Annotated in this window: 26 protein-coding genes; 24 read left to right on the top strand and 2 right to left on the bottom strand. The window is 27.6% G+C overall.

The annotated features are described in order from the left end of the window. Positions 1-103 precede the first annotated feature (103 nt). Positions 104-988 carry a hypothetical protein gene (locus LEQ07_RS04370; protein ID WP_263329670.1) on the top strand — a complete coding sequence of 295 codons (885 nt, stop codon included), beginning with the start codon at positions 104-106 and terminating at the stop codon, positions 986-988. 5 nt (positions 989-993) lie between these two features. Continuing rightward, a complete protein-coding gene (locus tag LEQ07_RS04365) occupies positions 994-1,752 on the top strand; it encodes a sulfatase-like hydrolase/transferase (RefSeq protein WP_263329669.1) in 759 nt (252 codons plus the stop codon). A gap of 56 nt (positions 1,753-1,808) precedes the next feature. Here LEQ07_RS04365 and LEQ07_RS04360 read toward each other — a convergent pair whose 3' ends face one another. After that, positions 1,809-2,420 carry a TetR/AcrR family transcriptional regulator gene (locus LEQ07_RS04360; protein ID WP_263329668.1) on the bottom strand — a complete coding sequence of 204 codons (612 nt, stop codon included), beginning with the start codon at positions 2,418-2,420 and terminating at the stop codon, positions 1,809-1,811. A gap of 308 nt (positions 2,421-2,728) precedes the next feature. On the opposite strand from LEQ07_RS04360, the gene hypB reads away from it, so the two are divergent. From hypB to LEQ07_RS04280, 17 genes are all read left to right on the top strand, one after another. Further along, positions 2,729-3,397 carry a hydrogenase nickel incorporation protein HypB gene (gene hypB / locus LEQ07_RS04355; protein ID WP_046822881.1) on the top strand — a complete coding sequence of 223 codons (669 nt, stop codon included), beginning with the start codon at positions 2,729-2,731 and terminating at the stop codon, positions 3,395-3,397. 33 nt (positions 3,398-3,430) lie between these two features. Next, positions 3,431-6,115: an FAD-dependent oxidoreductase gene (locus tag LEQ07_RS04350; protein WP_263329667.1), complete on the top strand. Its 2,685-nt coding sequence runs from the start codon at positions 3,431-3,433 to the stop codon at positions 6,113-6,115. 50 nt (positions 6,116-6,165) lie between these two features. Next, positions 6,166-7,080, top strand: a complete 915-nt coding sequence (locus tag LEQ07_RS04345) for a DUF5692 family protein (protein WP_263329666.1) — start codon at positions 6,166-6,168, stop codon at positions 7,078-7,080. A 149-nt stretch (positions 7,081-7,229) separates the two neighbouring features. Continuing rightward, positions 7,230-7,901 (top strand): response regulator transcription factor, encoded by a 672-nt coding sequence (locus tag LEQ07_RS04340; protein WP_046822879.1) that lies wholly within the window; start codon positions 7,230-7,232, stop codon positions 7,899-7,901. Then, positions 7,889-8,737: a hypothetical protein gene (locus LEQ07_RS04335; RefSeq protein ID WP_263329665.1), complete on the top strand. Its 849-nt coding sequence runs from the start codon at positions 7,889-7,891 to the stop codon at positions 8,735-8,737. Before LEQ07_RS04340 ends, LEQ07_RS04335 begins: the two co-directional genes overlap by 13 nt. Positions 8,738-8,780: 43 nt before the next feature. Continuing rightward, on the top strand, positions 8,781-9,038 hold the full coding sequence (locus LEQ07_RS04330; protein ID WP_317852011.1) for a sensor histidine kinase: 258 nt from the start codon (positions 8,781-8,783) through the stop codon (positions 9,036-9,038). Positions 9,039-9,137: 99 nt separating this feature from the next. After that, positions 9,138-10,535: an ABC transporter permease gene (locus tag LEQ07_RS04325; RefSeq protein ID WP_263329664.1), complete on the top strand. Its 1,398-nt coding sequence runs from the start codon at positions 9,138-9,140 to the stop codon at positions 10,533-10,535. A gap of 4 nt (positions 10,536-10,539) precedes the next feature. Then, on the top strand, positions 10,540-11,235 hold the full coding sequence (locus tag LEQ07_RS04320) for an ABC transporter ATP-binding protein (RefSeq protein ID WP_046822877.1): 696 nt from the start codon (positions 10,540-10,542) through the stop codon (positions 11,233-11,235). Positions 11,236-11,275: 40 nt separating this feature from the next. Further along, the gene (locus LEQ07_RS04315) at positions 11,276-11,638 is read left to right on the top strand and encodes a hypothetical protein (protein ID WP_263329663.1); all 363 of its coding nucleotides are present in this window, start codon (positions 11,276-11,278) and stop codon (positions 11,636-11,638) included. A 225-nt stretch (positions 11,639-11,863) separates the two neighbouring features. Next, positions 11,864-12,706 (top strand): C39 family peptidase, encoded by an 843-nt coding sequence (locus LEQ07_RS04310; RefSeq protein ID WP_263329662.1) that lies wholly within the window; start codon positions 11,864-11,866, stop codon positions 12,704-12,706. A 23-nt stretch (positions 12,707-12,729) separates the two neighbouring features. Further along, positions 12,730-13,974: a HAMP domain-containing sensor histidine kinase gene (locus tag LEQ07_RS04305; protein ID WP_263329661.1), complete on the top strand. Its 1,245-nt coding sequence runs from the start codon at positions 12,730-12,732 to the stop codon at positions 13,972-13,974. Positions 13,975-13,981: 7 nt separating this feature from the next. Beyond that, positions 13,982-14,173 (top strand): ATP-binding protein, encoded by a 192-nt coding sequence (locus LEQ07_RS04300; RefSeq protein ID WP_263329660.1) that lies wholly within the window; start codon positions 13,982-13,984, stop codon positions 14,171-14,173. Continuing rightward, positions 14,157-14,300, top strand: coding sequence for a hypothetical protein (locus tag LEQ07_RS04295; protein ID WP_263329659.1), 144 nt, complete (start codon positions 14,157-14,159; stop codon positions 14,298-14,300). Before LEQ07_RS04300 ends, LEQ07_RS04295 begins: the two co-directional genes overlap by 17 nt. Positions 14,301-14,785: 485 nt before the next feature. After that, the gene (locus LEQ07_RS20755; protein ID WP_332842911.1) at positions 14,786-14,908 is read left to right on the top strand and encodes a hypothetical protein; all 123 of its coding nucleotides are present in this window, start codon (positions 14,786-14,788) and stop codon (positions 14,906-14,908) included. A 32-nt stretch (positions 14,909-14,940) separates the two neighbouring features. Further along, the gene (locus LEQ07_RS04290) at positions 14,941-15,435 is read left to right on the top strand and encodes a response regulator transcription factor (RefSeq protein ID WP_332842910.1); all 495 of its coding nucleotides are present in this window, start codon (positions 14,941-14,943) and stop codon (positions 15,433-15,435) included. A 113-nt stretch (positions 15,436-15,548) separates the two neighbouring features. Next, a complete protein-coding gene (locus LEQ07_RS04285) occupies positions 15,549-16,052 on the top strand; it encodes a hypothetical protein (RefSeq protein ID WP_263329658.1) in 504 nt (167 codons plus the stop codon). A gap of 576 nt (positions 16,053-16,628) precedes the next feature. Next, positions 16,629-17,402: an N-acetylmuramoyl-L-alanine amidase family protein gene (locus tag LEQ07_RS04280; protein ID WP_263329657.1), complete on the top strand. Its 774-nt coding sequence runs from the start codon at positions 16,629-16,631 to the stop codon at positions 17,400-17,402. Positions 17,403-17,979: 577 nt separating this feature from the next. On the opposite strand, the gene LEQ07_RS04275 is transcribed toward LEQ07_RS04280, so the two are convergent. Further along, positions 17,980-18,705 (bottom strand): MurR/RpiR family transcriptional regulator, encoded by a 726-nt coding sequence (locus tag LEQ07_RS04275; RefSeq protein ID WP_263329656.1) that lies wholly within the window; start codon positions 18,703-18,705, stop codon positions 17,980-17,982. Positions 18,706-18,854: 149 nt separating this feature from the next. Between LEQ07_RS04275 and LEQ07_RS04270 the strand changes: the two genes are divergently transcribed. From LEQ07_RS04270 to LEQ07_RS04250, 5 genes are all read left to right on the top strand, one after another. Then, on the top strand, positions 18,855-20,837 hold the full coding sequence (locus LEQ07_RS04270) for a fructose-specific PTS transporter subunit EIIC (protein ID WP_263329655.1): 1,983 nt from the start codon (positions 18,855-18,857) through the stop codon (positions 20,835-20,837). Between the two features lie 101 nt (positions 20,838-20,938). Beyond that, entirely contained in the window at positions 20,939-22,180 is a 1,242-nt protein-coding gene (locus tag LEQ07_RS04265) for an alpha-mannosidase (RefSeq protein ID WP_263329654.1), read from the top strand. Between the two features lie 134 nt (positions 22,181-22,314). After that, positions 22,315-23,601 carry a glycoside hydrolase family 38 C-terminal domain-containing protein gene (locus LEQ07_RS04260; protein WP_263329653.1) on the top strand — a complete coding sequence of 429 codons (1,287 nt, stop codon included), beginning with the start codon at positions 22,315-22,317 and terminating at the stop codon, positions 23,599-23,601. Next, a complete protein-coding gene (locus LEQ07_RS04255; RefSeq protein ID WP_046822868.1) occupies positions 23,594-25,288 on the top strand; it encodes an alpha-amylase family glycosyl hydrolase in 1,695 nt (564 codons plus the stop codon). The genes LEQ07_RS04260 and LEQ07_RS04255 overlap by 8 nt, the downstream gene beginning before the upstream one ends. A 218-nt stretch (positions 25,289-25,506) precedes the next feature. Then, on the top strand, positions 25,507-25,902 hold the full coding sequence (locus tag LEQ07_RS04250; RefSeq protein ID WP_046822867.1) for a GNAT family N-acetyltransferase: 396 nt from the start codon (positions 25,507-25,509) through the stop codon (positions 25,900-25,902). Positions 25,903-25,918: the final 16 nt, after the last annotated feature.

The following is a 25,918-nucleotide window of genomic DNA, read 5'->3' as shown; positions in this document are numbered from 1 at the left end:
GGCTTATTAAATAAAAATTATTATTTTTATTATATTATTTAATATAATATCATTAAATTTAGTAAAATACGTATTTAATCAACCTCAGATATTAGAAGGGGTTTTGTACACTACAACTGCATTTCCATATAAATACATGGCATTCACGTTATTTTTAGGAGTTTGCTTTATTTTTGCAAAAGGAGTATTGAACTCAAATGTTAGCTTTTCAAAAATTACTAATAAAATGAGTAAAAAAGTATTAGTTGTTAGTATAATATCTGTTGTATTTTTTGTAATTGGAGTAACATTTGTATTTTTTTCAAGATGGTTTGTAGGTTTCTTTGGTGAAATTACTCCAGAGCAATTTCTTTTCAATTTAAAATCTCCACTTAAAGGAACAGCTTCTGGTATGTCTCAAGAGATTTTAAGTAATCCAATATTTAAAACAGTAACATTAACTACTATATTTTTAATAGTTTTAAACTTTAACTATGATATATTTGTAGTTAAAAATCATGTAAAAATTAAGATACTGTCTCAAAGATATTTAAAATTGGCATCTATTGTATTATCATTTATAGTTTTAATAGGAGGCGTAAGTTATGGATTTGGAAAATTGCGCTTAAAAGAAGTTTTTAGTGCATATTTATCTAATTCAACATTCATAGCAGATAATTATGTTGACCCTAACAAAACTAAAATATCATTTCCTAATAAAAAAAGAAATTTAATTCATATTTATTTAGAGTCTGTGGAAAATTCTTACTTATCTAAAGATTTAGGTGGTAATATGGATGTTAATCTAATGCCTGAATTATATGAATTATCAAAAGAAGGAGTATCTTTCTCAAATAATGATAAATTAGGAGGACCTTACCAAACGTATGGTTCATCTTGGTCTGTAGCATCTATGATAAATATGGGAATGGGAATTCCTTTAAAAATACCTATGATGGTAATTCATATGGAACTTCTGGTAGTTTTTTACCTGGAGCTATATCTATAGGAGATATGCTAGAATCACAAGGTTATAATCAGACAATAATGTTCGGAGCTGATGCTGATTTTGGAGGACTAACAACTTATTTTAAAACTCATGGTAACTTCAATATATTTGATTATAAAGCTGCTAAAAAGAAAAAACTTATTCCACAAGATTATGCTGTTTGGTGGGGATTTGAAGATGATAAATTATATGATTTTGCTAAGGATGAGTTAACTAGATTATCTAAAGAAGGTAAACCATTTAACTTTACTATGGAAACCGCTGATACTCATTTTCCAGATGGGTATCTATCACCTAATGCAGAGAAAAAACATGACTCTCAATATGCGAATGTTATTTCTTACTCAGCAAAAGAAACAGTTGAATTTGTAAGATGGATTCAACAACAACCATTTTATGAAAATACGACTATTGTACTAACAGGAGACCATTTAAGTATGGATAAAAACTTCTTTAAAGATTTTGATCCATCGTATAAAAGAAATATATTTAATTTAATATTAAATTCTCCAGTACAAACAAAAAACACAAAAAATAGAGAGTTTGCTCCATTTGATATGTTCCCAACTATTTTAGCTAGTATGGATATCAAAATTAGTGGTGATAAGCTAGGATTAGGAACAAATTTATTCTCTAACCAAAAAACATTAATAGAAAATAAAGGACTAAAAACAGTAGAGTCAGAGTTAGGAAATAACAGTAATTTCTTTAATGACGAATTTATATCTGAAAACAAAGATAGTGTATATTCACCTATGAAATAATTAAAAGAAAATGATTTTAAATTTTTAGGACTGTGAGATAAAACTCACAGTCCTTTTTAGTTATGCTTAATATGTTTTTGAGTTTTAAAATTAGAAAGAAGTAAGTTTAATTCAAATTCCATTCTGGATTTAAGATCATAACTTCCCTCATGAAGACACCAGTCAAATATGGTACCTCTAGATATTCTCATAATTATCATAGTCAAATCAAATGAAGAAATTGAGCTATTTAACTCACCACTTTTTAGTGAATCTTCTATAATAGATCTAACTTCTAATGCTATATAACGGTCAGGTTTAGTAGAATACTTTGATTCTATTGAAAGTAAATTTTTATATATTTCACTTACAAATACCCAACCAAGTTCTTCCATGACAATAGCACCTTCACCTAATAAAAATAATAATTTATCAAGATTTGAATCTAAATCTTTTGTTTCAAGTCTATCTAATACTAAAATATCAACTTGCTCATAAGCCGTGTTGATTATTTCTGCTTTTGATTTAAAATGATGATAAAAAGCTCCTATTGAAATTTCTGCAGCTTGGCAGATATCTTGAATTTTTACACTATCAAATCCATTTAATTTAAAAAGTTCAGTTGCCACTTGTGTAATTCTAAGTTTGGTTGCAATAGCTTGTTTTTGTCTATTAGTTAATTTTTTCATGACAAATACCTTTCTATAGCACTGCAATGTGAATACAGTAAATTATATAATTATTTAGTATAGCATAAAAAAAGTAAATATATAATGAAAAGTTGTGAAAGAAAGCAAATGAAAACGACATGTATACATTTACAAAATATGGTAAAGATGATATATTTTAATTACAGAATGTGATTCGGTGAAATTAATTCTGTGTTGAATGTTACAAAGTTAACAAATGATGATATAAGATTAATCAAAGTAAAAGGATTGATTGTAAATATACTAAATACTTTTAACAATATCAATAAATATTAGGGGGTAAGTTTATGGAAAAGTATAAAGTTATAGAGATAAAGGAAAGTGTTTTTAAGAATAATGATGAACAAGCAGATTTGCTTAGATCTGACTTAAAGAAAGAAAATACTTTTTTATTAAATTTAATGTCTTCTCCTGGTTCAGGGAAGACTACAACAGTTTTAAGAACTATTGAAGCTTTAAAAGATGAGATGAAAATAGGGGTTATGGAAGCTGATATAGATTCAGATGTTGATGCTGACACTGTTTCAAAAACAGGTGCAAAGGTAATACAGTTACATACAGGAGGAATGTGTCATTTAGATGCAGATATGACTAAGCAAGGTTTAGTAGAGCTTGGAACAGATGATGTTGAATTTGTAATATTAGAAAATGTGGGGAATTTAGTATGTCCAGCAGAATTTGATACTGGTTCTTCTAAAAATGCTATGATACTTAGCGTACCAGAAGGACATGATAAACCTTTAAAATACCCATTAATATTTTCAGTAGTGGATGTGGTTTTAATAAATAAAATTGATGCTATAGAGTATTTTGACTTTGATTTAGATTTAGTTAAAGAACATATTAAAAAAAGAAATCCAAATGCAAAAGTTATAGAGATATCAGCTAAAACTGGAGAAGGTATAGATGAATGGGCTAATTGGATAAGAGAAGAAGTAAAGACTTGGAATAATTAAAAATATAAAATTATAATTTTTAGGGGGATTAAGATGGCAGTTAAAGAAAAGGTTCTTCAATTTGCAAACCAAGTTAGTGGAAAGAAACCAGGGTCTAGAGGGTACTTTGGTGAAAATGATGCACGTTATAGAATTTTAGAGCCAGTTGTAACAGATGAAATGGCAGAAGTTTTACTTTGTATGGAGATTAGAAAGAAAACAACAGCTGAGAAAGTAGCACCTTTATGTGGTAAGAGTGTTGAGAAGTGTACAGAGTTACTATTAGAATTATCAGAAATAGGGGTAGTTTTCGTTAACGAAATAGATGGTGTAGATACTTTCTGGTATGAAACTTGGGTACCAGGAATTATGGAAATGATGGTTAACAATAAGGAACAGGCTAAAAAATATCCGCAAATTCCTAAAGCATTTCATGATTATGGTGTGGAAAATGGACCAAGATCTACAGGAAGTTTTCCTCCAGGTGTAGGGCTTATGCGTGTTATTCCAATAGAAACTGCAATAGATGGAGAAACAAGAAGAGCTTCATATGAGGAAATATCAAAATATTTAAATGAGAGTGATAAATTCTCTGTATCAGACTGTTCATGTCGTACAGCAAGAGAAAGTATGGGAGAAGGATGCGGACATCTAAAAGAAGATATGTGTATTCAATTAGGCCATGCAGCTGAATACTACATAAGAACAGGTAGAGGTAAAAAAATAACTAGAGAAGAAGCTTTTGAAATAATAAAAAGAGCTGAAGAAAATGGGTTAATGCACCAAATACCAAACTTAGATGGATCAGGAAAAACTCATGCAATATGCAATTGCTGTGGATGTTCTTGTTTAGCACTTAAGGGTGGAAATATGTTTGCAAATACTGATATGGTACGTTCTAACTATGTATCTAAAGTAGATAAAGATAAGTGCGTTGCTTGTGGAGAGTGTGTAGTTAACTGTCCAACTAATGCTTTAAAACTTGGTCAAAAATTATGTTCTAGTAAACCTATTGTAGACAAAATAGAAAGAAAAGAAACGCCAAGAAATACTAATTGGGGACCAGAGAGATGGAATGAAGATTATAGAATTAATAGAGAAGATGTAGTAGAAAGTGGAACAAGTCCATGTAAGACTGCATGCCCTGCTCATATAGCTGTTCAAGGATATATTAAACTTGCATCACAAGGAAGATACAAAGAAGCTTTGGAACTTATAAAACAAGAAAATCCATTCCCAGCTATATGTGGTCGTATCTGCCCAAGAAAGTGTGAATCAGCATGTACAAGAGGGGATATAGATTCACCAATAGCTATAGATGAAATTAAAAAGTTTGTAGCTGAACAAGACTTAAAAGAAGAGCATAGATTCATTCCTAAAAAAAGACATAATTACGGTAAAAAGATTGCAATAATAGGTGGAGGACCTGCTGGGCTTTCATGTGCATATTATTTATCAATAGATGGATACAAGGTAACAGTATTTGAAAAACAAAAAGCTCTTGGTGGTATGTTAACTTTAGGAATTCCTTCTTTCAGATTGGAAAAAGAAGTAGTTAATGCTGAAATAGAAATACTAAGACAAATGGGCGTAGAATTTAAAACAGGTATAGAAGTAGGTAAGGATATTACATTAGATGAATTAAGAAAAGATGGATATAAAGCTTTCTATTTGGCAATCGGGGCACAAGCTGGTAGAAGATTAAATATAGAAGGTGAAGATGCAGAAGGTGTTATACCAGGAGTAGAATTTGTACGTGATGTTAATTTAGGTGAAGATGTAAAACTAAATGGAAAAGTAGTTGTTATAGGTGGAGGAAATGTTGCGATAGACGTTGCAAGAAATGCAACAAGAGTAGGTGCAGATAGTGTAAATATGTTCTGCTTAGAAAATCGTGAACAAATGCCTGCTTTAGAAGAAGAAATAGAAGAAGCTTTAGAAGAGGATATAGTAATAAATAACTCTTGGGGACCTAATAGAATAATTGTAGAAGATGGAAAAGTAGTAGGGGTTGAATTTAAGAAATGTGTTTCTGTATTTGATGAAAACGGAAGATTCTCTCCAGTATTTGATGAAGAGAATTTAAAAGTAGTAGATGCTGATTATGTTCTAATTTCAGTAGGTCAAAGTATTGACTGGGGTGATTTACTTAAAGGAAGTAAAGCAGAGTTAAATCCTAATAACACAATAAAAGCTGATGGATTTACTTATCAAACAAATGAACCTGATATATTTGCGGGAGGAGATTCATACACTGGTCCTAGATTTGCAATAGATGCAATAGCAGCAGGCAAACAAGGAGCTATATCAATTCACCGTTTTGTTCAGCCAGGGCAAAGCTTAGTAAATGGACGTGATAGAAGAGATTATCATGAATTTGATAAGAAAAGCTTACAATTAGAAGGATATGACAATATGCCAAGACAAAGACCAAATCATAAATCTGGCGTAGATGCAAAAGAATCTTTCAAAGATATGCGTCTTACTTTTACAGAAGAACAAATGAAAAAAGAAACAGAAAGATGTTTAGGTTGTGGAGCTACTGTTGTAGATGAATATATGTGCGTAGGTTGTGGTCAATGTACTACAAAATGTAAGTTTGACGCTATATCATTAGTAAGAAAATATGATGCAGAAGGTGTAGCTTATGAAGATTTAAAACCAGCAGTAGTTAAAAACGTTATAAGAAGAAAAGGTAGAATAATAGGAAAGAAAGTTAAGGATGTATTTGCAAAATAAAATTAAAATAAAATAGATTAGGGGTGCATTATGGGGATTTTATATGAAAAATGACCTTTGAAGGATGGGGAATTTTCCTATTTGTATTACTTGCATTGATGGCATTTAATGAACTTGGAAGATCAACAAAATGGACGGGAATATTATTGTTTATAATAGTACCTACATTTTTAACAATTTTTGTTTGGCCAACTACAGCAGCGCCAGGAAATGAATATGGAACAGGAACTTGGTTTAACTGGGTTAAAACTTATTCGGCACTTGCTGGGTGTGTTTGGTTTATGGCTCTTAGATATATTCCATCGTTACAAAAGAAAAAATGGGCATTGGCTCTTCCAGCGATTATTTTAGCATTAAATATATTTGAAGCTTCTATTAGAGATTTTCAAATTTTCACTTATGGATTAACTGATGGTGGAGTCGTAGATAATCTTTGGACTATATCTGGACCTTGGAATATTATGAATGGTATAGCAGGTTTATTAAATATAGTTACAATTTGTGGTTGTTATGGAATATTTATATCTAAAGATAAAACAAAGGATATGATATGGCCAGATATGATATGGACATGGGTTATAGCTTATGATGTATGGAATTTCGCTTATACTTATAACTGCATATCAGACCACTCAATTTATTGTGGAGTAGCTTTATTACTTTCATGTACAATACCAACTTTCTTTATAAAAAAAGGAGCTTGGTTACAACATCGTGCTCAAACATTAGCTCTTTGGATTATGTTTGTTATGACTGTTCCTCAATTTGCTGATAGGATAGCACCAGTTCCTACAACACATAACAAGACAGCTTTCTTTGTGGTAAGTTTAATATCTTTAGCTGTGAATGCAGCTTTAGCAATTTACCAATTTAATAAGGTAAGAAAAAATAAACTTAATCCAATAAAGGATGAAATTTACACAGATACTGATGCGTATCAACAAGTATTAGCTGAAAATAAATAGATAAAAAATGTAGTTATTAAGTGTGAAAACTTAGTAACTACATTTTTTTTATTTATATTGTATAACCTGTTAACATTGGATAAACATTAAATATGATAAAGTATAATGATATAAAATTTTAATTTATTGATTTATAAGGAGAGATAAAAATGAGATTACTAGTTATAGAAGATAATATAGAACTGTCAAACTCAATGAAAAAAGGGTTAGAAAATATGAACTTTAAAGTAGATATATCAAATACCGGAGAAGAAGGAGAGGAGAAAGCAAGCATTAATGAATATGATGTTATATTATTAGATTTAAACCTTCCAGATACTGATGGAATAGAAGTACTAAAATACCTTAGAAAAAAGTCAATAGATACACCAATAATAATAATAACAGCAAGAGATAATGTATCAGACTTAGCAATAGGATTAGATAATGGAGCAGATGATTATATAACAAAGCCATTTCAACTATTAGAAGTTAGGGCAAGAATTCACGCAGTAATAAGAAGATTCCATGGGAGAACTAATCCAATTATAAATATTGGAACTTTAAAACTTAACCCAGTAAATCGTACTGTGTATATAGATGAAAAAGAGGTAATACTTGCAATAAAAGAGTTTGATATATTAGAGTACATCTGCTATAAACACCCTGCAGTTGTTTCTAGTGAGGAAATTGTAGAACATGTATATGATGAAAACTTTGATCCATTTTCATCAGTATTAAGAGTACATATATCAAGGTTAAAAAATAAATTGAAAAATATACAAGGGCAAGATGTATTAGTTAATGTTAGAGGAAAGGGCTATTGTTTATGCGTAGAGTAAACTTTAAAAGTGGACTAGCTATAATAATATATTCATTAATACTATCACTTGTTATAGGAGTTGGATTATATAAAATAAAAGGATCTTTTAATAATTTAGAAGCTAAAACAAATATAAAAGATGCGAAAGCTATTATTATTAGTACTTCTATATCTAATGAAGGAGATTTAATATATAGAGCACTAAAGGAAGGCAGTTATCCAAATTTAAAAGAGTATAATGAAAGCTTTGAAAGTCATAAAATGACAGGCACAAGTAATTTAGTAGATGTAGCTGAAATCGGAAGAGCTTACCTGAAGATAGGATTTAAAGACATATTAAGTATAGTTTTAATCTTTTTCTTTGTTTTAATATTGTCATCTTTAATATTGTGGATAGTATTAAATAAGATTCATGATAAAGAAATAGAAAATATTGTGAAAAATTTAAATGAACTTGATGATGATTTTAATCCATACTTAGTAAGCAAAACTTTTGGAATAGCTTATGAAAATATAAAGGAAAAATTTAAACAAAATTTAGAGGACTATAAAAAGTTAAATTCTTATTTATCACATGAACAAAAAAATGCTATTGCTATATTAAGAACCAATTTAGAAATAGACAACAATCAAGAGTATATTAAATTGATAGATAATATTACTGATAGTATAGATGATGTATTAACTTTAAGTGACTTAAAAACAGATGATGAGATGGTGGGGGTAGATGTTTCTTTAGTATGTGCGAGTGTTTGTGATATATATCAAAAAATTATAAAAATATTGAGTTTGATTTTGATGAAGAAAATAATACAACTATTTTGGCTAAGGAAAGATGGATATATCGGGCAGTAAGTAATTTGGTTGATAATGCAGTAAAGTATGGTGAGAATAAAAAATAAGAGTATCTGTAAGAAATAAATACAATAGCATAATAATTAAAGTAGAAGATAACGGAATTGGGATGGAAAAAAATTTTATAGATAATATATTTAACAATAAATATAGAATTAACGATTTAAAGAAAGATGGATATGGTATAGGTCTAAGTTTAGTATCACATGTGTGTGATTTATGTAATGGAATAGTAGTGGTAGATAGTGAAATAAATAAAGGGTCTTGCTTTTATTTATCCTTTTCTGAATACAAGAATTAATATTTATTTTTAGATTTTAAGGTGAGGGTTAACATTGAGTAAACAATATATTTATTATAATTTACTTATAGTAAAACCTAAAGAAAAGGAGAATTTCATATGTATATTTTTAAAAATGCATTAAAAAATTTATCAAGGAATAAGGGGCGAAATACATTATTAGGAATTATAATGACAGCTATACTTTCTTGTACAGCTATATCTATTCTTATTAATACAACATCTAATGAGATAATAAAGGATTATAAAAATAGATTTGGAGCTGAAGTTTTTATACAGTCAAATATGGAGAAGACACAGGAAAAAATAAACGAAGGAAAAGTTGAGGAGTTAAATAAAGGAGTACCTAACGATATTAAAGAAAAACTTTCTAAATCAAAGTATATTAAGGAAACTATATTTAGTTTAACATTTAGTGGTTATAGTGATAAGATTAAAGCTTTAGATCAACCAGAGGGTTCAGATGATTTGGATTTGAGCAATGTTGTAGCTATTGGTGGTAACTCAAACCTTAAAAAAAGTCCAAACTTAAATGTTTTAGGAGGACTTAGTAATGATGGTAAAAAGGAATTTAAAAATGGAACAAGAAAAATCATAGAAGGTAAAATGCCACAAAAAAATAATGAAGCTATGGTTAGTAAAGAGTTTGCAAAGTTAAATAACTTAAAGGTTGGGGATAAGATGCAAATTAAAAATCCTCAAGATCCAGACAATTTAGAGTCACTAGATTTAACTATATCAGGAATATATTATGATGGGGCACAGTCTAATAATTATGGAATTAAACATCACATGTTAAATAGAAGCAATGAGATTATTACAACATATGATACTTTAAAATTGTATGATGAAAAATCTGAAGAAGATTTAGTTACTATGGATGCAAAATATTACTTAAAAGATCCAGATTTAGTAGATGAGTTTAATAAAGAAGCTCATGAGATGGGATTAAGTGATTTATTTGATTTATCTGTAGATGCAAGTAGTTACAATAGTATTGTTAAACCTGTAGAAGGATTAAAAAGTATTTCAAAGATATTTATGACTTTAGTTTTAGGATTTGGAGGAAGCATACTAGTTTTAATTTCTATTTTAGCTATTCGCGAAAGAAAATACGAAATAGGTGTTTTAAGAGCTATGGGTATGAAAAAAGGCAAAGTTGCGTTAGGTTTAATCTTTGAAACACTATCTATGATACTTATTTCTTTAAGCATAGGATTAACAATTGGAAGCATATGCGCTCAACCAGTTTCAAATATGCTTTTACAAGGACAAATAGATGCTCAAAAACAAGCTGAATCAATGAGTATGACTGTTGGGTTTGGGGGTCCAAGTACAACAGCACCAGCTTTAGAAAAATTAGACGTATTTTTAAGTGGAGAAGCTATTTTAATCATTACACTAATAGCATTATTACTAGGAGTAGTATCTGCTGGTATAGGCATTTTATATATAAATAGATATGAACCAAGAAAAATACTAACAGAAAGGAATTAATGATATGAGTTTACTAAGTTTAAAGGATGTAAGTTATAGATATGAAGGTGCTAAGAGAAATGTTTTTGATGATATAAATATAGATTTTGAAAAAGGAAAAGTATATGGAATAATAGGAAAATCGGGAGCGGGTAAAAGTACTTTATTATCATTAATATCAGGGCTTGATACATGTAAAAGTGGAGAAGTTTTATACAAGGATAACAGTTTGAAAAATATAGATAGAGATTTATATAGAGCAAAGGATATAGGGGTTATATTTCAAGGATACAATTTACTATTAAATGCTACGGCTAAAGAAAATATATTATTATCTATGAATATAAGCAATTCTAAGCAGGAAAACAAAGATAAATACATAGATGGTTTACTACAGGATGTAGGTATTGATTCTGATAAAGTAAATAGAAAAATTTTAAATTTATCAGGAGGAGAGCAACAAAGAATTGGGATAGCTAGAGCGCTATCACATAATCCAGATATAATAATTGCCGATGAACCAACTGGAAATCTTGATAATGAAACTGAAGAAAAGATTATGGATATTCTAGTATCATTAGCTCATAAACATAACAAGTGTGTTATCATTGTTACTCACTCAAAGAAAGTGTGTTCATACCTTGATGAAATTTGGGGATTAAAATCTGGAAAATTATTATTTATAAAAGATGAAAAGGAAAAAGTTAATACTGACAAATAATAGAAAATAAATTAAACACAGTATATGATAGGAGGATGTTATGAAATCGTCAGATATAAAAAAGGTACCAAAGCTCACAGTTATATTATATATATGTGCAATATTAATGGCTCTAAGCACTATATTTATTATATATAAATCAAATGTTTACATATCAGATTTAGTTAAAGAGGGATTTGATCCTAAAAAGGAGTTAGTAGAAGTAATAAATTATTACTTAGTTACAGTTACACCATTTGTATTTTACACAATATCTTTAATTACTTTAGGATATATAGTTAAAAAGATATATTATATAACAGAAGTCAAAGAAGAAATAAAAGAAAAAAGTATATATTTAGAAAGAGTACCAGAAAATAAAGATGATGAAATAGATGACTTTTTAGCAATATATAAGAATTAAAGTAGATCGAATTCATGGGGAATTTACATATGATTCATATATATAATTGAAATCTACTAAAACACATTGATTTAATAATCAATGTGTTTTTTATTTTTAGATTTTGAGTTTAATATAATAATTTATATATTAAAAATTTTACAACTTTGAAACAAGTCATATATTTTCTTGAAAAAATTACATTGTAAAATGAAAGAAAAAATAGTATAAAGGACAGAAAATATTATGAACAGTAAAATAATAAATTTAAAAACTATTATAATAGCAAGTATACTAGTAGTAATCTGCATAATAAGAGTAAATACAAATGATGAAATTAATGCTTACAGTGAAGAGGATATATTAAGAATATCAAAAGAAATTGAACAATCAGAAGATAGGACCTTAAAGGCTATACTAGAAAATGGGAAATATAATCCGAATACTTATAAAATACTAGAAGAGTCAACTATATATCCAATTGAATTATTAGAATTAGCATCCAAAAAATCAGAAACAATAGATTTTGTTGCAGATTATCCAAATTACATAGATAATGCTAATGAAGACATATCTATAGAACAAGAGTACAATCCAGGTGAAATTCCTCTATTTATACAATGGGACAAAAGATGGGGATATAGTAATTATGGACCGGATTTTATGGCTATTAATGGATGTGGACCGACATCTTTGGCAATGGTAGCAGTAGGGCTTACAGGAGATACAAATATAAATCCAAAAGTGGTAGCTGAGTATAGTGACGCAAATGGATATTTAGTAGATGGTGTAGGGTCAAAGTGGTCACTAATGACAGAAGGAGCTAAAGAATTTGGAATTGTTGGAACATCGATACCTATTAGCGAATATTCAATACTAAATACTTTAGAAAAAGGACAACCTATAATAGCAACTATGGCTCCAGGTAATTTTACTACTTCAGGACACTACATAGTATTAACTGGATTAGATAGTAATGGAAAAATAATAGTTAATGACTCAGATAGTAAAGTAAGAAGTAAAAAAACTTGGGATATAGATGTATTTTTAAAAGAAGCTAAAAATCTTTGGTCTTTTAAGAAGGTTTAAAAGAAACATAGGGGTAAAATTATATGAAAATTTGGAAAAAAATATTTTTATATTCAGTTACATTGACTATGATACTTATCAATTTAGTTGGAATAATTATGATTGATAAAGTGCAGAAAAAAAATTTAGATAGAGTTATAAGTGATACCATAGATATACAAAAAAATATATCAAATTCAATATACCTAAATTATGATATAAGAAGAGATGAATCTATCGAAAATTATGATATAAGTGGATGGTTAAATATAATATTAAAAAATTATATTTACACAAATCAAGGTAATATAAAAAATATACAGGTATTTGATGAAGATAAAAAGGTTGTAGCTTCATTAAATAAATATAATAATGGTGATGTAAATAAGATTCTAGAATCTAGTAGTAATGAAATTATTTTTAGTATAAAAAAAGTGAATAATGAAAGATTGCTGCTGGTATCTTCACAAATAAAAATAGAAGATAAAAATTATAAATTAATACTAAGTAGAAGTATCGAGTTTTTATATGAAGATATGTCTGAAAACTATAAAATATTTATAATATTAGATATTATTATGAATTTACTTCTAATTATAGGTATGTATGTAATATCGAGACACATAACAAAACCTATAGTAAACTTAACTAATACTTCAGTAGAAATAGCAAGTGGAAAATATAGTGAAAGAGCAATAGTATCATCTGAAAAAGATGAAATTAGCATACTATCACAAAACTTTAATTTGATGATGGAAGTATTAGAATCAAAGATAAAGGAATTGAAAGATACAAATGATGAGAAAGAACGTTTTATAAATAACTTAACTCATGAGATGAAAACACCAATAACATCTATAATTGGATACTCAGATATTTTATTAAAAGGAAATATTAGTGAAGATATAAAACTAAAATCATTAGATTATATAAATTCAGAGTCAAAAAGATTGGAAAATTTAAGTTCAGCTTTAATTAAATTAACACTTATGAAGAATAATCGTATAGAAAAAGAGCTTATATCTATAAAGGATTGCATAAATAATGTAAATAGATCATTAAGTTATAAACTAAGACAAAAAAATATAGATTTAAACATAAGTATAGAAGACATAAATATAATGGCAGATAAATCACTTATAATTATTTTATTTAGAAATTTATTAGAAAATTCAATAAAAGCATGTAATATAGATGGAGATATTAAAATAATTGGAAAGTTAGAAAATAAAGCTATATACAATATATTTATTCAAGACAATGGAAAAGGAATAAAAAAGAAAACTTAGAAAAATTATGGAGCCTTTTTATGTAGTTGATAAAGCAAGGTCTAAAAAAGACAATGGGATTGGATTAGGACTTGCGATATGTAAAGAAGTATGTAATATACATGACATTAAAATCAATATTATAAGCAAAATAAATAGAGGAACTACTATTAAGTTGACTATTAATATGGAGGGTAATCAAAATGAAAAGAATATATAATAATATCATTAAAATAAGTATACCTATATCTATGTTAATTATGTTAAATGGATGTTCAAAGTTAGCATACCAAGAAGATAAAATATATACAGAAGGCACAGTGGCTGGGTATTCAAAAATAGTATAAAAGAAAAAGAAAAAATAATATAAGAAGAGAAGAAGCTATAGAAAAAGCGTTAGATGTATTAAATAATGGCTTTAAAGAAAATTTAGATAGGGAATCCTTATATGAATCTGTAAATTTAATCAATATAAATGATGATTTTTTTTGGAAAATAAATTTTACAGAACACTTAAGTAAATCAAAAGAAAATAATTATTATGTAGGCATAGATGCAGAATATGGAGATATAAACGATGTTATTATAAGCAAATATAAGGAAAAAGATATAAGTAATATTGAAAATAAAGTTTATATCACAGAAGAAGAGATAAAAGAAAGTATAAAATCATTAGCTGATACATTAAATATTAATATAGATAATTATGAAATATTTATAAAAAAAGAATATGTACAGTTAGTAGATACAAAGAATAAAAAACTAAAATATGAGTTTTTAATAGATGTAAGTGGGAAAAAATAATTGGATATTATAAGGAGAAATAGCGAGCATGAATATATTGGTGGTAGAAGATGATGATGGAATAAGAGATTTAATTGAAATCAATTTGAGTATGGTTGGATACAATATTTATACAGCCATAGATGGCGAAGAAGGTAAAAATATATTTTAAAAGAAGATATAGATTTAGCATTATTAGATATAATGCTTCCTAAAATAGATGGATTTGAGTTAGTTGAAATAATCAAACAAAAAGATATACCTGTAATTTTTATAACAGCAAAAGATTCTGTATATGATAAAGTTAAAGGACTAAGATTAGGAGCAGATGACTATATAGTTAAACCTTTTGAAAATATTGAATTATTAGCAAGGATTGAGGCAGTAGCTAGAAGATATGAAAAACATGACAAAGTAATAATATTTAAAGATATAACAATATATACAGAAAAGAGAATAGTGAAGCAAAATGATAAGACCGTAGAACTTACATTAAAGGAGTATGAATTATTGCTTTCATTTGTGCTAAATAAAAATATAGCATTATCTAGAGAACAATTACTAGATAACGTTTGGGGTATTGATTATATTGGAGAAACTAGGACTGTTGATATACATGTTCAAAGATTAAGAGAAAAATTAAAACTAAAAGATAGTATAAAAACAGTATATAAAATAGGGTATAGGCTACAAGATTAAAAATCTCAATAGACAAGTTTTTGTCTATTGAGATTTTTTATACTTAAATAAATTATGCATGTTGAATAAAAGTATATAACAGTTTACAACTATTTTACAATTAATACATATGTATGAAACAGACTTGGTTTAATGTAAATATAGAAAGATACATAAGGAGTCTATTATATGAAATCAAAAGTAAAAAATTGATTGCTTTTTCATTAGGTATTATAATAACTTTAGTAAGTTTAGGGTGGAAAGCTTGGTCAAATGAGAAATCAGAAGAAAATAAAATAATTAAATACAATCAACAGAAAATAGAACTACCAGAAGAGCAGTTAATTCAAAATATGATGGTTTTAGATGATAAAAGTATAGTTATTGCAGCTATTAACCCTCACCGTGATATATGTATATTGAATTTAAAAAATAAAGAAGGTATATGGAGTGAAAGGGAAATAGAGCTACCAAAAGAAGAAGGAAAATTAAATAGTATACTACAAATCAGTATGTTGAACAATGGAAATACATTGATTTTTTATAGCAGCTCATATATAAACTCAGAATCAGTTGTAGTTGAAAATGTAGATATTAAGTATATAATAGTTGACAAAATGGAAAGAGGAAAAATGTAATGCAAAAAACATTAATTATATGACAATGAAATTAAAATATGAATATAATAATATCGAATTATATCAAAATTCATGAAAATTAATAGTAACTGAAAAATAATAAAATTAAAATATATTAGTTTAAATACGATTTTAATATTGAAAATAGTAATATTCAGTAATAGAAAGTATAGGTGTAATCTAACATAAAATCTTATGTAGTAATTTTACAGTAAAATTTAGAGAAAATACAGAAAAAGATATTGACTACTTAGTCGATATCTTTTTTGTATAACTTATAAATTGATTGTGTATATAAATATGAATCTCTTTTTAAATTATTTAAAATGAATTAGAATTTACAACTAATTTACAACTAATTTACAAAAACTATACATTTACGAATTAATATGTAGATAAATGGAAAAATTAATCAAAAAAGAAGGAAAATAGGTAGAAAATACATCAGAAAGAGTAGGTGAAGAAGATTAAAATCTTACTAAAAACATGTTAGGTAGTAGTAATGAAATATACAATTATTTATATCATAATGGACAGGGATTTAAGACAATAGTATAGCCTTAAAGAAGGGGTGTAATGACAATAAAGAAAAGTAAGTTATTAATAAAGAAGAAGAAGATAATAAATAAAAGAATAGTACTATTGATATTAATAATACTAACTATATGTAATGTTTCTAGTATTATATTATGGTCGATTGCATTGAAAATTAAAGATCTAAGTTTAGATAATAAAACAAATCAAAAAAATTATGCTGAGAAACAGATGTATGTTAATAGCGTAAATGAAGTAGGCAAAAGGAAAAGAGTATTGATAGATCCAGGGCATGGAGGTAGTGACCAAGGAACTTATAACCCACGAAATGGAACGATTGAGAAGGATATAACTATTGAAATTGCCAATAAAGTTGCTTATGAATTAAGTAAAGATAAAAATTTACAAGTTATACAAACAAGAACAATGGACAAATCAGTATCTTTAAGTGAGCGAAATAAAATTGGAATTAATAATAATGTAGACTTATTTATATCAATACATTGCAATGCTAGCAATGATGGATCGCCTACAGCGCAAGGTATAGAAACTTTTTACTGGAATAAAGATGACGGTTCTTGTGATTTAGCAAAAAGTGTACATGAGAGCTTATTATATAATAGCAAGGCAAAAGATAGAGGAGTAAAAAAAGGTAACTATAAAGTCTTAAGAGATTCAAATGTTCCATCTATATTAATAGAAACAGGATTTTTAACAAATGATAATGAAGAAAATAAATTACTAGATTTACAGTATCAAGAAATTCTAGCAAAATCTATAGCTAATGGGATACGTGAATATATTAAGACGAATTAAATATCTAAAATAAGTGGAAGTTAGAAGATAAGAAGGGATAGATTCTTAATGTTCTAGCATTAGTAGATTACAATAAATGTGTTATCATTGTAATTTAACCCCAAAAGTGTGTTTATACATTGATTAAGTTAAAGGGGGATTTAATCCTAAAAAGAAGAAAGTAGAAGTAATAAAATAAAAAGTGTAGATTTATAAAGAGTGCCAGAGAATAAAGCTGTAACACATCAATAATTAAGTTGATGTGTTTTTTTGATTAAAATATTAATAAAATCTTAATAAATCATTGATTTTATCTTAAAGAATAGTTCTTATACTATTATTTATAAACATGGTAAAATTATAAGCGAGGTGAGGAAAATGATAAAAGGGAATGTATTATTAGTTGATGATGATAAAGATATAGTTAAATCTATGGAAATACATATTTAGAATAGCTAAAAATTAAAATCATTAATATATCTAAAATTAAAAGAAAACACATTGATAATCTACTCAATGTGTTTTTTCTTTATAAATTAATCAATAGAATAATTATAACAAATCATAGCTTATATTTATATTATTAAGAAGATAAAAATTATAAATTTAGATAAGTTTCAAATAATATATCTATTACTACCAATAGAGTGGACCTTGGGGTAGTATCATATCCGGAAATTTTAACTTGCTGAGAACATGTATTAATAGGAATATCAACTAATGTTGCTAGTCTAGAGTTAGGACTGTTTATAATAGCTGCTGTGGTAAATTGTTTATATTTAAATTTTTCACATGAAGTAATTAACGTATTTGTCTCACCGCTATTAGATACAAATATAACTAAGTCTCCATATTGTATAGTTTGATCTAATAAGTCAATCATATGAGATTCATATACATAAAAACTATTTTTGTTTGCTTGCATTAGTAGTTTAGAAAAATATTCTCCAATAGGTTTTGATAACCCTACAGCTACTATTACAACTTTATTAGCATTTTTAATACTTTTGGCTAATTTGTTTATATTAGTAGTATTAAGATTTGCTATATTTTGATTTAAGTTAGCTATGATATCACTAATTTGCTGTTCTCTATCTTTAGTAAAATCTTCTTTATCTAAGTCTTTGATTATATGTTTCAGTTCAGAATATCCAGATAGTCCTAATTTAGAACACATTCTTATTATGGTAGTAGTACTTACGTTATTTATTTCAGCTAAAGCTGTTAATGACAAATTTTTTGATTTAGATATATTAGAATCTATATAGTAAAAAATATGCTTTTCAGCATGACTGAGATTATTTAATTTATGTGAGAATTTCATTACAAAGCTACTGATATTAATCACCGCCTTTATTTTTATTAAAAAGTACAAATGTACTTTTAATGTATAAGAAAATGTTTTTCTTGTAATATATAATACTATTATAAGTTAAAGATATATTTAAGTAAACGTTTTATAGGAGGATGAAAATGAACTTAGCTAATATGACTAACAAGAATCTAATTATGCTAGATTTGAATGTTTGTACAAAAGAAGAAGCGATAAAGTTATTAATAGATAAACTTTATTCTGAAGGTGTCGTTAGTTCACAAAAAGAGTTTTTTAATACTGTAATGGAAAGAGAAGCACATTCTCCAACTGGATTAGAAAAAGGATTAGCAATACCTCATGGTAAGTGTGAATCAGTAAATAAAGCTGCTTTTGCAGTAGCTAGATTAAACAATAAAATATCTGATTGGGAGAGTATAGATGAAAATAATGAAGTTGATTTAATATTTTTATTAGCTATACCTAAGGCAGAAGAGGGTTCTACTCACTTAAAATTACTATCGGAATTATCTGTATCATTAATGAATGAAGAGTTTTACAATTCTTTAAGAACGGCTAAAGATTCTAAAGAATTTTTAATGAACTTGAATAGTGAAAAGAAAGAAAGTAAAGAAGATAAAACATATACAAAAACTGTACTAGCTATAACTGCATGTGCAGCTGGTATAGCTCACACCTATATGTCTGCTGAAGCATTAGAAAAAGCAGGTAAAAAGATGGGAATAAAGGTTATAACGGAGAAACAAGGAGCTAATGGTATAGAAGATAGACATACTAAAGTACAAATAGAAGAAGCAGCTGGAGTAATATTTGCTAGTGATGTTACAGTTAAAAATATGGAAAGATATCAAGGGAAGCAATTTGTAAAAGTTAGGGTTGCAGAGCCTTTAAAGAATGCAGAAAAATTGCTAACAAAAGTATTAGAAAATCCAGATGGGAAAGTAGAAGTTTCTAATGAGGAAGTAGCGGCTTCATCTGATTCAGGAGCTAAGCAAGGTATATTAAAAGAAATGGTAGAAGCTGTAATGACAGGTATATCTTATATGATTCCTGTAATAGTTGCAGCAGGACTTATGATGGGGATTGCTAAGTTAGCAGCAATGGGATTAGGACAAATAGATAATATGGATACTTTAACACAAAGTGGAAATCAACTTTATGCGCTGCTAGGATATTTAGATAAGTTTGGTGGAATGATATTTAAATTTATCTACCCAATATTTGCCGCATATGTAGCATATTCAATTGCTGATAGACCAGGGTTAGTACCAGGATTTATGGGTGGTGCTTTTGCAGGTGGATTACATTTTACATTTTGGGGAGTTGAGGGGGGAGTACCTTCAGGTTTCCTAGGAGCTTTAATACTAGGTTTAGTTTCAGGATATGTAACTAAGTTTTTAAATGAAAAAATAAAATTAAATAAAAATTTACAAGCAATGAAACCAATGTTTTTATTACCAGGAATATCTGTACTAGTAGTATTTTTATTAAACTTCTATTTAGTAGATCCTATATTTGGCGGATTAAATGGTTGGTTATCAAATGTAATAGCATCTTTTGGAACAGGTTCGACGATAGCATTAACTGCAATAATAGCAGGATGTACAGCATTTGACTTAGGAGGACCAATAAATAAGGCAGCAGGAGCAATCGCAATAGGTCTTGCAGCAGACAGTATATTCCCATTAACAGGAAGAGTACTAGCTATAGTAATACCTCCAATAGGTTTAGGATTAGCTACTGTTTTAGATAAATATATAGTTAAGAGAAGAGTATTTGATGAAAATTTAAGAGTAGTAGGAAATACATCTATATTACTTGGATTAATTGCAATAAGTGAAGGTGCTATACCTTTCATGTTAAAGAACCCATTAATAACAATACCTATAAATGTAATAGGGGCTATAATAGGTTCGACAACAGCTGTAATGTTAGGGGCAGTTCAATGGAATCCATTGCCAGCTATATGGGGATGGCCTTTAGTAGAGAATTTATGGGCTTATATATTAGGGTTAGTAGTAGGTTGTATGTTTATAGCATTAGCTAATATATTTATTAGATTCTATTTAATAAAGAAAGAAGAAGCTAAGAACTCAGATGATAGTATGAGAAAAATATCTTAATTAAAGGGGGAATTATTCAAAATTAAATTAGTTTTGGATAATTCCTATTTTTAAAAATTGAAGATTATTCAAAAATATCAATATTTTAAATGGAGGAAGATATGAATAATAAGAAAAAAGTATATGTGGTACCTCATTCTCACTGGGATAGAGAGTGGTACTTTACAATAGAAGATTCAAATATATTGTTAGGTGAAAACATGCCATATTTAATGGATGTACTTGAAAATAATAAAGACTTTAAATCTTATACTTTTGATGCACAGTTATCAGTTGTAGAGGAGCTAATAAAGTTATATCCAGAAGAAAAGAAAAGGCTTAAAGAACTGGTAAGAGATAAAAGGATATTTGTTGGTCCTTGGTATACTCAAACAGATTCTATATTAGTAAACAAAGAATCTATAATTAGGAACCTTTTATATGGAACAAGACTAGGAAATGAATACGGTCATAGTATGAATGTAGGATATCTTCCAGATATATTTGGGCAAAATGCATATTTACCATCTATATTTAAGGGATTTGGAATAGAAGACAGTATATTACAAAGAGGTTTATACACCGATGATTTAAAGAAGAATTTAAACTTTAAGTGGGTATCTCCTGATAATGAAAGTATAAGAGCGAACAATATTTATTTAGGGTATGGACCAGGTAAATTTTTAGCTTCTGATGATGAGTATATATATGGTAAGCTGATACCTATGCTTAAAAAGCTAGAAAGTTTAAATAAGGATTGTGATAATTTGCTTTTACCATCTGGGGGAGATCAAGTTTTAGTAAGAGAGAATTTTCCTCAAATTATAAAAGAATTAAATGAAAAGCAAGATATTTATGAATTTGTATTATCTGATTATGAGACGTTTATGAATGATACTTGGGTTAAAGATTTTAAAAATGAAATATACGGAGAACTTATAGCATGTGAAAAATCAAGAATACACAATACTATAAAATCTCAAAGATATGACATAAAATATTTAAACACATTAGTAGAAAATAAAATACTTTACGTACTAGAGCCATTAGGTGTTATAGGAAAGTCATTAGGAATAAGTTACAAATCAAGATGGTTAGACGTTATGTGGAAGTTACTGTTTGATGCTCATGCCCATGATAGTATAGGTGGATGCAATTCAGATGATACAAATAGGGATATCATTGCAAGACTTGAAAAAGTTAATAGAATGTGTGATGGATTAATAAATATTATTAAAAAGCAAATTACAATAGCAGTGAGCAAACATTTAAATAGAGATGATTTATTATTAGTATTCAATACTAAGGCTAAGGATATGAACGAAATAATTGAGTCTGTAGTATTTACTAATGAAAAAATATAGAAATAAAAACTTTAGATGGAGAGTCTTTAGAATTTACTATAAATAATCAAGAAAAGATAAGTGGAGGAAAACAGGTATTAGTAACTGCTGAAGGAGAAAAAGAAGTAGAGCTACAAGGATACTATAGAACTGAAGTGAGAATATCTGGTGTAAATATAAAAGCTATGGGATTTACTACCTTAATAGTTAGCGAAGATAATAAAAATTTAGGGTCAAAATTATTGGAATCTAAAGACAGAAGCATAGAAAATGATATATACAAATTAACTTTTAACGAGAATAACTTAGAATTAGTTAATAAACTTACTAAAGAAAAAATAGATAACCTGATTTACTTTGAAAATTGTGGAGATTACGGAGATTCGTATGATTTTTCACCATTAGACTCAGATGAAAATATATTATCAACAGAAGCTAATTTGATAGAGGTATGTAAAAGTGATTTGGTACAAACTATGATATTAAACCATGAAATAGTTGTGCCTTTTGATATAAAAGAAAGAAAGATAAATGAAAAATCTAAAACATTAGAAATATTAACAAAAATAGAAATGAGAAAAGGTGAAAACTTTATAAGAGTTTCACATGATATAGATAACAATATTAAAGATCATAGACTAAGAGTAGTACACAATACAAATATAAATTCAAACTTTTCATTAAGCGATCAAGGATTCTCTGCGATAAAAAGACAAAATCATAATAAGTATTTAGATACTTGGATTGAAAGAAAATTTGCAGAAAAGCCAGTATGCATATATGGATTAGAAAACTTTGTTGCACTTAGAAATGATAATAATGCGTTTGGATTAATAACAAAGGGGATAAAGGAATATGAAGTTTTAGAAGATAAAAAGATAGCACTTACTTTATATAGAAGTGTTGGAGTATTAGGAAGAGACAACTTAGCCTGGAGACCTGGAAGAGCATCGGGGATAAATAATAAAGTAGTTTATACTAAGGATGCAGAGCTTATTAAGAGCATGAAATTTGAATATGCAATATACTTTAATGTATCTAATGAAGATGTATCAGAGTTATTTGAAGTAACGGACAGATTTATAAACAAATACACATCATATCAGAAGCAAGATTTAAATCTTTTTGAAGAAAGGTTAGAAAGGTTTGAAATACCTAAAAATCATACTATTAACCTATCAAATTATAGTTTATTTAGCATAAATAATGAAGATATATTTATGAGTGTATGTAAAGAAGCATATGAAAAAGATGGTATAATAGTAAGATTATTTAATCCAACGGCTACAACTAAGGAAGTAAGTATAAATAGTGATTATATAAAAGATATAATAATAACTAACTTGTATGAAAAAGAATTAGAAAGTTTAAATAGCAAAATAAAGATAAACCCTAAAGGATATGTGACATTAAAGTTACTAGGAGGAAAACACCATGGATAAGAATATGCTTTTAAAAAACATAGAAGAAAAAATTAAGTCTATATATAAAGAAGAATATAAGCCAGAATTTTTTGAAATAATGAAGTCTACAATAGAAAAATTTGAAGGTAAATGTTTTGACAAGGTAGAGGACATATCTGAGAAAAATATATACTTAATAACTTACGGTGATAGTATATATGAAGAAGGTATGCCTACTATAGATTCTTTAAATAAGTTTTTAAACAATAAAGTAGGAGATAGCATAACAGACATTCATATATTACCTATGTTTGAGTATACATCTGATGATGGTTTTTCAGTTGTTGACTATATGAAAATAGATGAAAAATTAGGAAACTGGGATAATATAAATATGATATCTAAAGATTATAGACTTATGTATGATTTTGTAGCAAATCACATATCAAAAAGTAGTAACTGGTTTAAAGGCTATTTAAATGGAGAAGAAAAATATCAAAATTATTTTATACCAAAAGATGAAACATTTGATTATTCAAAGGTAGTAAGACCTAGGACTTCTCCACTTATACACGAGTATGAAAGTAAAAATGGAACTAAAACTGCATGGACTACATTTAGTGAAGATCAGATAGATATAAATATAAAGTATTTCCCTGTTCTTATAGAAACTACAGAAATTCTACTAAACTATGCTTTAAATGGAGCAACATCTATAAGACTAGATGCTATAGGATTTTTATGGAAAGAATCAGGAACTAGCTGTATACATCTTCCTCAAACTCATATGATAATACAATTATGGAGAATAATATTAGACTATTTTAAACCTAACACTCAAATAATAACAGAAACTAATGTACCACATTTAGAAAATATAAGTTACTTTGGTGACACAAAAAATGAAGCTCATATGGTTTACCAATTTGCATTGCCACCGCTTACACTTCATGCTTTTACTGAACATGATTCAACAAAGCTAACAAATTGGGCAAGTACTATAGATAAAGTATCTGACAAGGCAACTTACTTTAATTTTTTATCAAGTCATGATGGTATAGGGATGAGACCTACTGAAGGAATACTTACGGAAGAAGAAAAACAAGTATTAGTAGATAAAACTATAACTAATGGTGGTAGAGTATCATATAAAAATAATGAAGATGGTACAAAGTCAGTTTATGAGTTAAACATAAATTATTTAGATGCTCTTTTAAATAAAGATGAGGATATAGAAGAGGATTTACAAGTACAAAAGATATTATCAGCTCATTCTTTATTATTATCTTTTATAGGAGTCCCAGCTATATACTATCACTCATTATTAGGATCAAGGAATTATTATAAAGGAGTAGAAGAATCTGGAATTAATAGAAGAATAAACAGAGAGAAGCTAGAGTATAATAGGATTTGTGAGGAGTTGGAAAGTGATAGTAGAAGAAATAAGATATTTACAAAATTCAAGAAATTAATAGATACAAGAAAGTCAGAGAGTGCATTTTCTCCATATGGAACTCAAAAAGTATTAGATTTTGGAAATGAAATATTTTCATTAGAGCGTGAAAATAAAGAAACTAATGAAAAAATTTTATATATAGTAAATATTACATCTAAAGAAAAGACATTAGACTGTGGTGTTAGAGGAGTAAATATATTAGATGAATCAAGAATAGATGGAAAATTAACTTTAAAACCATATGGATTTGCGTGGATAAAAGTTAAGTAAAAAAATTATCATTTAAATATTGGTAAAAGGACGTCTGAAAAATAGAAGATGTCCTTTTTTATTGAACTAACTAACAACGAAGTTAGACTATATTTTAGAAAAACGAGTAAAACTTCAGATAGAATAGATGGTAAAATAAATAAAAACTAATATACAATATTAAATAATAATATTATAGCTGGATAGTTAAATCTAAATACACAGAGGAGGTTAAAAATATGGATATAAGATACACGCCACCATCAGCAATAGAATATATTTCGCTAAGGCTAAGAACAGGAATGGGAGAAAAAGATTTAATAAAATCAGAAATAGCTTTGAAAAATTCATTATTTATAGTTTCTTTATGGGATAACAACGATTTGATTGGATTTGGAAGAATCGTTGGTGATAAAGGAATAACTTATGTTATTTCTGACATTATGGTAGATCCTAAGTATCAAGGACAAGGTTTTGGGCAGACAATTATGAAAGAAATTGATACTTATTTAGAACAAAATACTGACGAACATGCATATGTTTGTTTAATTGCAAATAAACCTGCTGATAAACTATATTCAAAATTTAAATTTGAATATGTAGAGCCAGAAGCTTGTGGCATGAAGAGAAAATAAGAAAATTCTATAAAAA

Source organism: Paraclostridium sp. AKS73 (genome assembly GCF_025671395.1).
GTDB lineage: Bacteria > Bacillota > Clostridia > Peptostreptococcales > Peptostreptococcaceae > Paraclostridium > Paraclostridium benzoelyticum.
The sequence above is the reverse complement of the archived record's forward strand: the minus strand, read 5'-3'. Positions and strand labels throughout refer to the sequence as shown.

Excerpts from the sequence above, each read along its gene's own strand:
- LEQ07_RS04365 (WP_263329669.1), top strand. The coding sequence starts at position 994 with ATGCTAGAATCACAAGGTTATAATCAGACAATAATGTTCGGAGCTGAT.
- LEQ07_RS04360 (WP_263329668.1), bottom strand. The coding sequence starts at position 2,420 with ATGAAAAAATTAACTAATAGACAAAAACAAGCTATTGCAACCAAACTT.
- hypB (WP_046822881.1), top strand. The coding sequence starts at position 2,729 with ATGGAAAAGTATAAAGTTATAGAGATAAAGGAAAGTGTTTTTAAGAAT.
- LEQ07_RS04350 (WP_263329667.1), top strand. The coding sequence starts at position 3,431 with ATGGCAGTTAAAGAAAAGGTTCTTCAATTTGCAAACCAAGTTAGTGGA.
- LEQ07_RS04345 (WP_263329666.1), top strand. The coding sequence starts at position 6,166 with ATGACCTTTGAAGGATGGGGAATTTTCCTATTTGTATTACTTGCATTG.
- LEQ07_RS04340 (WP_046822879.1), top strand. The coding sequence starts at position 7,230 with ATGAGATTACTAGTTATAGAAGATAATATAGAACTGTCAAACTCAATG.
- LEQ07_RS04335 (WP_263329665.1), top strand. The coding sequence starts at position 7,889 with ATGCGTAGAGTAAACTTTAAAAGTGGACTAGCTATAATAATATATTCA.
- LEQ07_RS04325 (WP_263329664.1), top strand. The coding sequence starts at position 9,138 with ATGTATATTTTTAAAAATGCATTAAAAAATTTATCAAGGAATAAGGGG.
- LEQ07_RS04320 (WP_046822877.1), top strand. The coding sequence starts at position 10,540 with ATGAGTTTACTAAGTTTAAAGGATGTAAGTTATAGATATGAAGGTGCT.
- LEQ07_RS04315 (WP_263329663.1), top strand. The coding sequence starts at position 11,276 with ATGAAATCGTCAGATATAAAAAAGGTACCAAAGCTCACAGTTATATTA.
- LEQ07_RS04310 (WP_263329662.1), top strand. The coding sequence starts at position 11,864 with ATGAACAGTAAAATAATAAATTTAAAAACTATTATAATAGCAAGTATA.
- LEQ07_RS04305 (WP_263329661.1), top strand. The coding sequence starts at position 12,730 with ATGAAAATTTGGAAAAAAATATTTTTATATTCAGTTACATTGACTATG.
- LEQ07_RS04300 (WP_263329660.1), top strand. The coding sequence starts at position 13,982 with ATGGAGCCTTTTTATGTAGTTGATAAAGCAAGGTCTAAAAAAGACAAT.
- LEQ07_RS04295 (WP_263329659.1), top strand. The coding sequence starts at position 14,157 with ATGAAAAGAATATATAATAATATCATTAAAATAAGTATACCTATATCT.
- LEQ07_RS20755 (WP_332842911.1), top strand. The coding sequence starts at position 14,786 with ATGAATATATTGGTGGTAGAAGATGATGATGGAATAAGAGATTTAATT.
- LEQ07_RS04290 (WP_332842910.1), top strand. The coding sequence starts at position 14,941 with ATGCTTCCTAAAATAGATGGATTTGAGTTAGTTGAAATAATCAAACAA.
- LEQ07_RS04285 (WP_263329658.1), top strand. The coding sequence starts at position 15,549 with ATGAAACAGACTTGGTTTAATGTAAATATAGAAAGATACATAAGGAGT.
- LEQ07_RS04280 (WP_263329657.1), top strand. The coding sequence starts at position 16,629 with ATGACAATAAAGAAAAGTAAGTTATTAATAAAGAAGAAGAAGATAATA.
- LEQ07_RS04275 (WP_263329656.1), bottom strand. The coding sequence starts at position 18,705 with ATGAAATTCTCACATAAATTAAATAATCTCAGTCATGCTGAAAAGCAT.
- LEQ07_RS04270 (WP_263329655.1), top strand. The coding sequence starts at position 18,855 with ATGAACTTAGCTAATATGACTAACAAGAATCTAATTATGCTAGATTTG.
- LEQ07_RS04265 (WP_263329654.1), top strand. The coding sequence starts at position 20,939 with ATGAATAATAAGAAAAAAGTATATGTGGTACCTCATTCTCACTGGGAT.
- LEQ07_RS04255 (WP_046822868.1), top strand. The coding sequence starts at position 23,594 with ATGGATAAGAATATGCTTTTAAAAAACATAGAAGAAAAAATTAAGTCT.
- LEQ07_RS04250 (WP_046822867.1), top strand. The coding sequence starts at position 25,507 with ATGGATATAAGATACACGCCACCATCAGCAATAGAATATATTTCGCTA.